This window comes from Niveispirillum sp. GW835-FHT14G11, from assembly GCF_058793615.1.
The window spans coordinates 123764-134761 of sequence record NZ_JBXAFZ010000012.1; the positions used below are offsets into that span (position 1 = coordinate 123764).

The 10998-nt window shown below is 62.8% G+C and carries 11 protein-coding genes; 2 read left to right on the plus strand and 9 right to left on the minus strand.

Translation table 11 applies throughout. The features are described from left to right. Positions 1–28: 28 nt before the first annotated feature. On the plus strand, positions 29–1348 hold the full coding sequence (locus AC1Q7F_RS21725) for an amino acid permease (RefSeq protein ID WP_492510630.1): 1320 nt from the start codon (positions 29–31) through the stop codon (positions 1346–1348). 1140 nt (positions 1349–2488) lie between these two features. Here AC1Q7F_RS21725 and AC1Q7F_RS21730 read toward each other — a convergent pair. The 4 genes from AC1Q7F_RS21730 to AC1Q7F_RS21745 form a co-directional block, all read right to left on the minus strand. Then, a complete protein-coding gene (locus AC1Q7F_RS21730) occupies positions 2489–3238 on the minus strand; it encodes a hypothetical protein (RefSeq protein ID WP_492510631.1) in 750 nt (249 codons plus the stop codon). A 177-nt stretch (positions 3239–3415) separates the two neighbouring features. Continuing rightward, positions 3416–3850, minus strand: coding sequence for a RidA family protein (locus AC1Q7F_RS21735; RefSeq protein WP_492510632.1), 435 nt, complete (start codon positions 3848–3850; stop codon positions 3416–3418). Between the two features lie 14 nt (positions 3851–3864). Beyond that, positions 3865–5025: a dipeptidase gene (locus AC1Q7F_RS21740; protein ID WP_492510633.1), complete on the minus strand. Its 1161-nt coding sequence runs from the start codon at positions 5023–5025 to the stop codon at positions 3865–3867. Further along, entirely contained in the window at positions 5022–6419 is a 1398-nt protein-coding gene (locus AC1Q7F_RS21745) for an amidohydrolase family protein (RefSeq protein WP_492510634.1), read from the minus strand. Before AC1Q7F_RS21745 ends, AC1Q7F_RS21740 begins: the two co-directional genes overlap by 4 nt. A gap of 125 nt (positions 6420–6544) precedes the next feature. On the opposite strand from AC1Q7F_RS21745, the gene AC1Q7F_RS21750 reads away from it, so the two are divergent. Further along, positions 6545–6988, plus strand: a complete 444-nt coding sequence (locus AC1Q7F_RS21750; protein WP_492510635.1) for an acyl-CoA thioesterase — start codon at positions 6545–6547, stop codon at positions 6986–6988. Here AC1Q7F_RS21750 and AC1Q7F_RS21755 read toward each other — a convergent pair. The 5 genes from AC1Q7F_RS21755 to guaB all read right to left on the minus strand — a co-directional run bounded on the left by AC1Q7F_RS21755 (position 6970) and on the right by guaB (position 10772). Continuing rightward, a complete protein-coding gene (locus AC1Q7F_RS21755; RefSeq protein WP_492510636.1) occupies positions 6970–7206 on the minus strand; it encodes a hypothetical protein in 237 nt (78 codons plus the stop codon). The genes AC1Q7F_RS21750 and AC1Q7F_RS21755 overlap by 19 nt on opposite strands. A 174-nt stretch (positions 7207–7380) precedes the next feature. Continuing rightward, positions 7381–7593, minus strand: a complete 213-nt coding sequence (locus AC1Q7F_RS21760) for a hypothetical protein (RefSeq protein WP_492510637.1) — start codon at positions 7591–7593, stop codon at positions 7381–7383. Next, positions 7590–8345, minus strand: a complete 756-nt coding sequence (locus AC1Q7F_RS21765; protein WP_492510638.1) for a TrmH family RNA methyltransferase — start codon at positions 8343–8345, stop codon at positions 7590–7592. Before AC1Q7F_RS21765 ends, AC1Q7F_RS21760 begins: the two co-directional genes overlap by 4 nt. A gap of 10 nt (positions 8346–8355) precedes the next feature. After that, entirely contained in the window at positions 8356–9066 is a 711-nt protein-coding gene (locus AC1Q7F_RS21770) for a DUF2971 domain-containing protein (RefSeq protein WP_492510639.1), read from the minus strand. A gap of 236 nt (positions 9067–9302) precedes the next feature. Further along, complete coding sequence (gene guaB / locus AC1Q7F_RS21775) at positions 9303–10772, minus strand: IMP dehydrogenase (RefSeq protein WP_492510640.1); 1470 nt, start codon at positions 10770–10772, stop codon at positions 9303–9305. Positions 10773–10998: the final 226 nt, after the last annotated feature.

The window sequence follows — 10998 nt, forward strand, 5'->3', positions numbered from 1 at the left end:
CCGGGCGGCCGACAGCGGGAGGGGCGGCATGAGAAGTCGGGACCAGAAGATCGGCCCCCTGGCGGCCGGCTTGATCGTGGCCGGCAACATGATCGGTTCTGGCGTGTTCCTGCTGCCGGCCAGCCTGGGCGCCATCGGGTCCATCACCCTGATCGGCTGGGTGGTGGTGCTGGCGGGGTGCCTGCTGCTGGGCTGGGTCTGTTCGGCCCTTTCCATGCTGCGGCCGGGCGGGCTGGGCCTGACCGGCTATGTGCATGATGCGCTGGGCCGCTATCTGGGCTTTCAGTCGGCCTTCGTCTATTGGATCTCCACCTGGTTCGGCAATGTCGCCATCGCCCTGGCCGTGACGGGATACCTGGGCACCTTCGTGCCGGCGATGAAAGTGCCCGCCATGCTGGCCGGGGCCACCATTGCCATCATCTGGCTGATGACCCTGGTCAACCTGTCGGGTGCCAAACTGATCGCGCGGTTTGAGGGCGTGGCCCTGGTCCTGGGTCTGGCGCCCATATTGCTGGTCGGTGCCTTCGGCTGGGTCTGGTTCAACCCGGAAATCTTCGCGGCGTCCTGGAACGTCACCGGCGGGACCGACGCCCACGCCATCACCGCCTCGCTGGGCCTAGTCATCTGGGCCTTCCTGGGCCTGGAAAGTGCCGCCGTGGTCGCCGCCGTGGTCAAGCGGCCGGAACGCGACGTGCCGCTGGCCACGGCGGGCGGCATCCTGCTGGCCGGCATCACCTATATCATCGCCTGCACCGCCCTGTCCGGCGTGATGCCGGCGGCGGAGCTGGCGGCGTCCACCGCCCCCTTCGCCGATGTCGCGGCCCGCGTCTGGGGGCCGGTGGCGGCCAGCATCCTGGCCATCTGCGCCATGGTCAAGGCGGCGGGAACCTTGGCCGGCTGGATGCTGGTGGGGGCGGAAACGGCGGAGGCGGCGGCGGAACTGGGCCTGTTCCCGCGGGTCCTGTCCAAGATCAACCGCCATGGCGCGCCGTCGCGCAACCTGATCGTCACCGCCGTCCTGATGACCATCGTCTGTCTGGCCACCCTGTCGGGCACGCTGGGGCAACAGTTCAGCATGGTGGTCAACATGGCCGTCATCCTGAACGTCCTGGTCTATGCCTATGCCTGCCTGTCCCTGCTGCGCCTGTCGGGCACCATCGCCGCCCCCGCCGCCCGGATGCGGGCCCGCGCAGCGTCGGTCGCCGGGCTGGGCTTCGCCATCCTGATCATCGCCCTGTCGGAAATGTGGATGCTGGGCGTGGCCGCCCTGATCGTGGGCGTGACGGTCCCGCTCTATCTGCTGCGGCGCCTGCCGGCGGGGGAGCCGGTGGAACGGCGGGTCACCTGATCACCTGATATCCGTTTGCACTCCGCATCGCTTTCCCGGCGACAAGCCGGGACCCAGGGGCCAGAGGCTGAAACCGCCACGCAGCGATGATCAAAGCGGCTGTACGGTCGGGCGCCTGTTCCTAGGCCCCGGCCTTCGCCAGGAAGACAATAAGGCAGCTTCATCAAAGGGATACCAGTAACCATCCGGTCGGGCCGACAGCGGCCGTTCACGTCACCCCCCTTTCATCACCTTCACCACCCGTTCCAGCACGGTAATGTCGGCCAGGACGGCAACGGAGTGCCGCAGTAACCGGGTGGGAGACGGAGTTGCCCGGAGTTGGATGGGCGCTCGCTCCGAATGGGGAGGGGTTGTGCAACATCGTGCAACACATAATGGGGGGATGTTTCAGAGAGGGCAGGCCAGCCCCTCCGAATGATTGGCGTTGTGAAACGCTATGCAACATCAAACAGGGTTGTGTTTCAGAGGACCCTGCCCACCTGCTCCGAATGCATAGGCTTGACGCACCGGCACGCTATCCGCAGCAACCGGCGTGAAGGCATAGAAGTGGCGTTGATGAGCTTTTATAGCATGGGCCGATGAGAAAGTCAGCTTTATGCGCTTCTACGGGCGGGGTTTGGAAGTCAGCTTTGCGCCCTTTTCCGTCTTTTGGAACTCTAAATAGCAAACGAAACCGGACATTTCCCAGCTGCTTCCCTATTGTGAGCAGTCTTGAACTCCTTGATGTCGAACTCGCTCGTGCAAAACAGTTTCTATTGTTTTTTAAGGATCACCGAGAATACCCACTCGCGCGACTAGGCATCCGTTGGGACGCGGCTAAAAATCGCATCCGCGCAATCCAGCGCCGCGTCCATGTCTGATCGGTTGAACGTCGCAGCTATATTATATGCTGCTGCCACCCGAGATCGGAGAAGAGGACGGAAATACACTCGCAGTCCGTGACACCATGGCGCCGTAGTTGAATATCCCCTTGACCCTTCGCACACATCAGCAAGGGATTGATGTCCCGACTGGTCTTTGACGAGCGGGTTATATCCAAAAGTTTCGCAGGCGAGATGATATGCAGCGTAGTAAGCTGCTTGCGCAATGGTCCTATGCTCAGCTTCACTTGCCGCAACTTCAGACATCCGACAGGCAAGATCATAGAGTTCCCGTGGCTGCATCGCTCTCCGGTGCCTGATAGACAATTATGGCTTTGCCCAACATACTGGGCATGTTGCGCTCGACGAGGCCATAGGCCGTTTGCAGTTTTGGTCCCGTTACGCTTCTGCGGCCCACTTCATCCTCATGCAGAGGTACGATAACGGCCGGACTATCATATAATGGATGATTTTCAACCCATTGGCAGGGTCTATCGAACGCTAATGTGGCGGCAGTTACGAAGGCTTTCTCGATGCGCTTGACCTCTGGTATCTCCGCCCTGGGCATCGGCGATGCCGCAACCTCGGCTTCAGTAGTCTTGAGGATTCGCTCAAGTTCCGCTCGCGTCCGGATTTGGAGCCTAATTCTCTTCGCATTCCAGGCCCGGTCCAGAAGCATACGCTTCTCATCCTGAGTCACGCCGGCCGCAGGTAACAATGCGTTCAATCGGCCGGAACGCTTACTGAATGCCAGCATCGAACGAATGAGACGACCTTCGGCACCCAATCGACGGGATTGGCTTTCGAACAAATCCTTCAAAGTTGTCATCATGCGGTCGACGAGACCAATGTTCTGCCGCAAGGCGCGCAGCCTTGCGACGGGGTCAACTATGGCCGCATTCGCCGTCAGCGTCTTATCTGCAACCCCAACCTCGCGGGCGAAGGCAGCCGCGTGCTCTGCCTCCACAGCAGAGAGGCCGCGAACGGCAAGTTGCTCGTCATTTTCGTCCAGCCGCTTTACCGTGGACATCCAGCAATATCTCTCCAATCGACCATAGTCAGAATATGATCATATTTTGCAGGTGCTACAATGGCTTTCGACATATGTGCCGCCGCACAGTGCTGGCGAGCGTCGCGCGACAAGCCAACGGGGAAATCGGCTGTTTATTTCGGCTGCTTTGAACCCGCCCGCCCGCTCCCGCCCCCCCTACCCCACCTTCGCCCAACACTCCACCTCCAGCAGCGCCCCCATCGCCAGCCCGTTGCTGCCGAAGGCCGACCTTGCCGGCAGGCGGTCGGGTTTGAAGTAGGTGACGTAGATCTTGTTGAAGTCGCCCCACTGTTTCATGTCCTGCATCATCACGGTGCATTTGAAGACGCGGTCCATGGTCAGGCCGCGACGTTCCACAGCGGCCTTGATGTTCTCCATCACCTGACGGGCCTGGGCCTCCATGCCGTCGGGCAGCTTCAGGTTGGCATCGTTGCCCAGCTGGCCCGACAGATAGAGGATGCCATCCACCTCCACCGCCTCTGAAAAGGGGGCGCCGGGGAAGGACTTGTGGAAGCGGATATCGTCGGCGCCCTGGGCGGGCAGGGCCAGCAGGGCGGCGCCCGCCAGCAGCATCGCAATTGTCTTGGCCATCATCATCGCCCCCCTCAGCCCCAGGTGTCGCGCGCGAAGCGCAGGAAGTTGCGGCCCAGGATCTTGTCCACCGCCGCACTTTTCAGGCCCTTGGCCAGCAGCAGGTCGGCCAGTTTCTGGAACTGGCCCGGCCCGCGCAGATCCATGATGAAGGGCGTGGTGGTGGCACTTTCGCCGGCGGCCGCGATGCCCTTGGCGACGCGGTCGGCGTTCTCCTTCCGCAACTCCTCCATATAGGCGTCCATATCGTCATAGGAGGTGACGTAGCCGTCGGTGCCGACGCCGATATGGTCCTCGCCCGCCACCTTGACCGCATGCACGACATGGTCGGCCACGTCATTGGCGGTGGCGATGCGGCCCTTGGCCAGGAAGGGCATGAAATAGATACCCACAAAGCCGCCCTTGTCGGCCACGCCGCGCAGTTCGGCATCACTCTTGTTGCGCGGCAGGTCGGTGATGGCGCGGCAGCCGGTATGGTTGATCGACAAGGGCCGGGTCGCGGCGGCGATGGCGTCCAGGCAGGTCTGGCGGTTGGAATGGGACAGGTCCACCATGACGCGGTTGGCCTCAATCCGGGCCAGCATCTCCCGGCCCAGGGGGGTCAACCCCTCTTCCTCCGGCCGGACGCTGCCGGAGCCCAGCAGGTTCTGCACATTATAGGTCAGCTGCATTACCCGCACGCCCAGGTCGGCGAACAGGTCGACGCGGGCCGGGTCAGTGGCGAACATGGCGCCGTTCTGGAAGCCCAGGATCATGCCGATCTTGTTGTCGGCCTTGGCCTTCTCCAGATCGGCGGCTTTCAGCACCAGGGCCAGATCATCCGGCTGGGCGCGGATCTGGGCCAGGCTTTCCGCCACCTCCCGCACCGAGAATTCGAACGGGTCGCCGGGGCCGGCCACCCAGCCGATGGTATTGTTGACGGCATTCAGGCCGGACATGCGGGCATCGGCCAGGGCGCGGTCATCGATGCGGTTGCGCACGGCGCGCGGCGCGTCCTTGGGCGGCTTGAGATTGGGATTGCCAAGGCCGCCCAGGGCATTGACCACCAGCATGTCGCGGATGCCGACAGCCCCGGTCGGGCCGGGGATCGCCGGGGTGGCCGCGCGGGTGGCGGCGGGCAGCAGGGCCGTGGCCGCCCCGGCCAGCAGCAGGCGGCGGCGCGCGATATCGGTCATTCGGGGGGCATCTCCTGCGGCGTGATGGGGGGATAGGCGGCGCGGTCCAGCCTGGTGCCGCGCTTCACGGTGAAACGGATGGAGCGCAGATTGCCCAGGTCGGCCAGGGGATCGCGGTCCAGCACGATGAAATTGGCCAGCTTGCCGGCCTCGATGGACCCCATCTCCGCCGCCTGCCCGATGACCTTCGCCCCGTCCAGGGTGGCGGCAACGATCACCTCGGCCGCGGTCATGCCGGCGCGGGCGTGCAGCAATTCCAGCTCGTCATACAGCGCCGGCCAGGGATGGGCGGGCGGCGGCACGCCATCGGTGCCGGTGACGATGGTGACGCCGGCGCGTTTGGCCTGGGCCGTCAGGGCCGATGCGACCTCCAGCGTGCAATGCGGGCGCGGCTTCATGTCGGGCTTGGCGGCCAGGCGCCTGTCATATTCCTGATAGACGCGCAGGGTGGCGTCCAGGACGATGCCCCTGGCCGCCATGTCCTTGAACAGCGCCGTCATCTCCGGATTGTCGCCGCCCTTCAGCTTGTCGATCTCCACCAGCCGCCGGTCCTTATAGGTGGTGGGGCGGGGGTTGGAGATATGGTAGGCGAGGTAGCAGGTGTGGGAAATGCTGTCGACGCCCGCATCCACCACATCGGCCGGTGGGGTCGGGAACACCATGCCATGGGCCCAGACCCGCATGCCCTGCCGGTGCGCCTCCGCCGTGATGGCGCGCACGTCCTGGGGACGCAGATTGTCATAGAGCTTGATGGCGATGGCCGATGTGCCGCGCGCCAGGGTCACCGCTTCCGGCAGGTTGGTGGCGTCGGTGACGGCGCGCATCCAGGGCACCGTGCCGGGCTTCACCCCCTCCGCGGCGGCCGCCGTGCGCGGATCGTCGAAGAAGTCGGGGCCGGCGAACAGGGCGGCGGCATAGATGTCGGGGCCCGGCACCTCCCCCACCCTTGCCGCGCGGGCATATTCCATGACGGCGCGCAGATCGTCGGCCATGTCGCGCACGGCGGTGACGCCGCCGAACAGGTCGCGGCGCATCTGTGCTTCCGCCTGTACCCGGTTGGGCGGGGTGGCCATATGCTGATGGCTGTCGATCAGGCCGGGCAGCAGGTAACCGCCGGCGACATCGACGAAGCTTGCATCGGCCCAGCGGGTCACTTCCACGGTGGACATGGGCAGGATGGAGGCGATGCGGTCGCCTTCCACCACGACGGCCATGCCGGGCTGGGCCGGGCCGCCACGCCCGTCGATCAGCGTGGCGTTGGTGTAGATGACCCGGGTGCCGGCCTCCGCCGGGGCATAGGGGCGGGGCATGGCGCCGGGCGGGGCGTGGGCCAGGACGGGCGTGGACAGGAAGGCGGCCAGCAGAAGGGCACGCGCCTTGACGGGAAAATCCATATCGCCCCACCGTTCGGTTGCCATGAATTGGTAACGCAAAGCGGGCGCCGATACCAAGTCGCAATCCGTTCTATTTCATGACGAACTGGCATTATGGTGGTCAGGACGTAAGGCCCGGAGGAACGATGACCGCCGAATTCCGTTTCCGCCACCGCGTGCGCTATGGGGAATGCGACCCGCAGCAGGTGGTGTTCAATGCCCGCTATGGCGATTTCATCGATATCGGCATCACCGAATATCTGCGCCTGCTGGTGGGCGGCACCCAGGGGCTGAATGCACGCGGGCTGGACATGATGGTGGTCAAGCAGACCAAGGAATGGACCGCACCGGCCCGGTTCGACGATGTGCTGGAACAATCCATCCGCACGGGGCGGGTGGGCACCAGTTCCTTCAGCATCCTGACGGATTTCACGCTGCATCCCGACGGGACAAGCGTGATGGCGGCGGAGACCATCTATGTGATGACGGCGTTCGGCGCGGCGGAAAAGCGGACGATCCCCGCCGATCTGGCGGACTTATTGCGGGCCGGGATGCCGGGCCGGCTGATCGATCACGCCGGCTCGACGTGATCGGCGCGGGCACTGGCCGGCGGCAGCCATTCGACGTTGGAGACGTCCAGGTAGTCGCGCATATAGATGGCCAGACGGTCGGCGATGCGGCGCAGATTGGCGGCCTCCTCCGGCCGGCTGTCTTCCAGACGCGCAGCCTCGGCCTGCATCTCGTCAGCCTTGACCAGGATGTCGCGGCGCAGGTCATTCAAATCCTGGATCGTCATCATGACACCCATAACGTCAATCCTGCCTCTTCCCGGCCATGATGGCATAAAAAGGCGCTCCGTGACGCCTTAACTATGCAAGGTTGCCGCGAAATGGTGAAGACAGGCTTAAAGAGGAGATGATTTGGCCGCCAAACCGCCCCGTCAAGACACAAGGGAGCTATGCGGGGGCAGGGATGGGCCGGCTCAGGCGCCGGAATCGGCGGCGGATTCGTCCGCGATCTCTGCCCGCACCTTCGCTTCCAGCGCATCGATGCGGGATTTCAGCGCGTCGATGCGGGCCAGCAGGTCGGGCAGGCCCAAGGCACCGGCCGTGGACAGGGCAGCCACGCTTTCCGACAGGTCGGCGGCGATGGCGGCCAGATCGGGGGCCGGCTGGTCCTGCGGATCGGGGGTCATTGCCCGCCCGCGTGATAGGTGAACAAAGCAATCGACGCCGCCACGGTGGCGTTCAGACTTTCGACATTGCCGGTATTGCCGATGGTCAGGCGGCGGGCCGGCACCTGTGCGGGCACGCCCTGCCCCTCCTCGCCCAGGATCAGGCGCGCATCCTCCGGCCAGGGGAAGGTAGCCAGATCCTCACCCCCGGAATCCAGCGCCAGCAGCGGGCCTTCCGCCTGGTCCAGCGCCGCCCAGCGCCCGCCACGCACCATGTTCAGCGTGAAGACGGCGTTGCTGGCGGCACGCAGGCATTTGGGATGGAACGGGTGGGCCGATTCCTCCAGCAGGATCACCTTCGACACGCCGAAGGACGCCGCACTGCGCAGCAGCGCGCCCAGGTTGGCCGGATCACCCAGGGCGCAGACCAGTTCCAGCCCCTGGGGCGGGGCCGACAGGTCGGCCTGCCCGATGGTGGGCAGATTGCCCACCAGGATCGGGTAATCCGTGCCCGACACGTCCAGCTCCCGGAACAGCGGGCCGGCCAGCACCACGGGCTGGATATGATCGGGCAGCGGCCAATCCGCGATCCATTCGGGATGGCGGATCAGGATACGGGTGAAGTGCTGCGGCCAGCGGGTCAGCGCCTCCGGCACGGTCTTCAGCCCGGCCAGCAGAAACTGCCCGGCCTTGCGGATGCCACGGCTTTCCAGCAGCCCGGACCAGGTCTTGAATTGCGGGTTCTGGGGGCTGTCGATCGAGAAGAAATGCACTAGACCACCATTACGTTCGAAGAGCTATAGAAGATAAATAGACATCACAACTTACTTTATTCGCCTCACTAAATACCTCCACACCGTTCTTTATCAAGTTCAGATTTTTTCCCGGCCCAATCACCACATCTGATATAATACCAGAACTGAGATCATCTATCTTCAACTCATAATACGGTATTATTACACCATCTTTTTCTCTGAATTTAACGCCACGCCCAATCTTATGGGCATATTTTCTTGCAAATGCTCGGACCTCACCCTCCTCCTCAAAAGAAGGCGCTTTGAATGCCGCAATTATTCGATCAAAAACATATGATGCCTGCAATCCTAAATTCTTCAAGTCACTCGATTTCCAGCCGCTTCGCTTCAGATCAGCATACTTCCTACAGTACAAATCAATAGAATTTGAAACTATATTATCCTGAAGATCCTCATTATAAATTACTTTATAAAGATCGTAACCTACTATGGCTTTAATTTTCTGCGTATTAACCCCTATCGACACACCTTGATTATTACCATACCCTCGCCACTGACTAAGAAGATCACCCCTAGCACAAAAACTAACTGAGCAAACTCCAAAATCATCGACTAAATTCTCTTCCAAAGCAACCAAAGCCTCAACAGCAACATCTGATACCAAGGAATCACCTATCCGTGATTTGATGGCGTTCTTTACTTTAGAAATTCCATATCTAATTTCATTGTCGTCATTCAAGAATCGAACATCACTAGCCCAGAAACACTTGCTCTCGATAATAAGCTTATACGCCGAAACACTAGTGTAATGGTATAGTGTGGGTACATTTTCTTCATTTACGTAAAAATTCGTCGCAACAAAGCGCCGCAAGCTGTCTGTATGCTCATACCCATCAACCATAATAAAAACGCCCTCAAGAACTTGCCTGACTTATCAGACACTGTTACTCGAGGGCGGTCAACAACTTGCCAAACTCACCCCTGCCGATAGTTCGGCGCCTCGTTGGTGATGGTGATGTCGTGGACGTGGCTTTCGCGCAAGCCCGCGTTGGTGATGCGCACGAATTTCGGCTTGGTGCGCATCTCTTCCAGGTTGGCACAGCCCGTATAGCCCATGGAGGCGCGCAGGCCGCCGATCAGCTGATGCACCACCGCCCCCAGCGAGCCCTTGTAAGGCACCCGGCCTTCCACGCCCTCCGGCACCAGCTTCAGCGTGTTGGACACTTCGGCCTGGAAATAGCGGTCGGCGGAGCCGCGCGCCATGGCGCCGACGGAGCCCATGCCGCGATAGGCCTTGTAGGAGCGGCCCTGGTACAGGATGACCTCACCGGGGCTTTCGTCCGTGCCGGCGAACAGGCCGCCCATCATGGCACAGGACGCGCCGGCGGCGATGGCCTTGGCCAGGTCGCCGGAATATTTGATGCCGCCATCGGCGATGACGGGGATGCCCTGCTTGGCGCAGACTTCGACCACGTCCAGCACGGCGGTCAGCTGCGGCACGCCGACGCCCGCCACGATGCGGGTGGTGCAGATGGAGCCGGGGCCGATCCCGACCTTGATGGCGTCCGCACCGGCATCGATCAGGGCGAGTGCGGCGTCGGCCGTGGCGACATTGCCGGCGATGATCTGGGTATAGTTCTTCAGGTCGCGGGCGGCGCGCACCTGATCGGCCACTTTCCTGGAATGGCCATGGGCGGTGTCGATGACCAGCACATCGACGCCGGCATCGAACAGGGCGGCAGCGCGGTCCAGACCGTCCGGGCCCGTGCCCGTGGCGGCGGCGGCGCGCAGGCGGCCGGCGGCGTCCTTGGCGGCGTGGGGATGGTTCTGGGCCTTTTCGATATCCTTGACCGTGATCATGCCGATGCAGCGATAGGCATCATCGACGACCAGCAGCTTTTCGATGCGGTTCTGGTGCAGCAGGCGCTTGGCCTCTTCCTTACTCACGCCCGGCTTCACCGTCACCAGACCATCCTTGGTCATCAACTCTCTGACCGGCTGGTTGGGGTTGCTGGCAAAGCGCACGTCGCGGTGGGTCAGGATGCCGACCAGGGTGCCCTTGTCATCCACCACCGGGAAGCCGGAGAAACGGTGGCGGCGCTGCAATTCCTGCGCGTCGGCCAGGGTATTGTCGGGGCGCAGGGTATAGGGATTGACCACCATGCCCGATTCGAAGCGCTTGACGGCCCGCACCTCATCCGCCTGACGGCTGATATCCATGTTGCGGTGAATGACGCCGATGCCGCCCGACTGGGCCATGGCAATGGCCAGCGCCGATTCCGTCACCGTATCCATGGCGGCGGACAAGAGCGGAATGCCCAGCTGGATCGACTTGGTCAGCCAGGTCCTGGTATCGACCTCGCCCGGCATGACCTCCGATGCGGCCGGCACCAGCAGGACATCGTCAAAGGTCAGGGCTTCGCGGAAACGATCGGTGCTGGACATGAACCTGGGGCTCCCCTGCGCGGGCCTGGCGGGCCGCGAGATACGGGTTATGGGACACCGACCCCGCCCGCACCCGATGGCACCAGCCGGTTCCGTGTCCCAGATCAAAAGGTTCGCCGCACTATACACATGCAAAGGTGATTGGGAAGCTACCAGGGATGGGGGGCCAGGGTTGCCATTTGCGAAGGCCGGTTGCGGGGGGGGGGGGGGGGGGGGGGGGGGGGGG

Bases quoted from the DNA above. Each gene is read 5' to 3' on its own strand.
- AC1Q7F_RS21725 (WP_492510630.1), top strand. From the start codon at position 29: ATGAGAAGTCGGGACCAGAAGATCGGCCCCCTGGCGGCCGGCTTGATC.
- AC1Q7F_RS21730 (WP_492510631.1), bottom strand. From the start codon at position 3,238: ATGTCCACGGTAAAGCGGCTGGACGAAAATGACGAGCAACTTGCCGTT.
- AC1Q7F_RS21735 (WP_492510632.1), bottom strand. From the start codon at position 3,850: ATGGCCAAGACAATTGCGATGCTGCTGGCGGGCGCCGCCCTGCTGGCC.
- AC1Q7F_RS21740 (WP_492510633.1), bottom strand. From the start codon at position 5,025: ATGACCGATATCGCGCGCCGCCGCCTGCTGCTGGCCGGGGCGGCCACG.
- AC1Q7F_RS21745 (WP_492510634.1), bottom strand. From the start codon at position 6,419: ATGGATTTTCCCGTCAAGGCGCGTGCCCTTCTGCTGGCCGCCTTCCTG.
- AC1Q7F_RS21750 (WP_492510635.1), top strand. From the start codon at position 6,545: ATGACCGCCGAATTCCGTTTCCGCCACCGCGTGCGCTATGGGGAATGC.
- AC1Q7F_RS21755 (WP_492510636.1), bottom strand. From the start codon at position 7,206: ATGGGTGTCATGATGACGATCCAGGATTTGAATGACCTGCGCCGCGAC.
- AC1Q7F_RS21760 (WP_492510637.1), bottom strand. From the start codon at position 7,593: ATGACCCCCGATCCGCAGGACCAGCCGGCCCCCGATCTGGCCGCCATC.
- guaB (WP_492510640.1), bottom strand. From the start codon at position 10,772: ATGTCCAGCACCGATCGTTTCCGCGAAGCCCTGACCTTTGACGATGTC.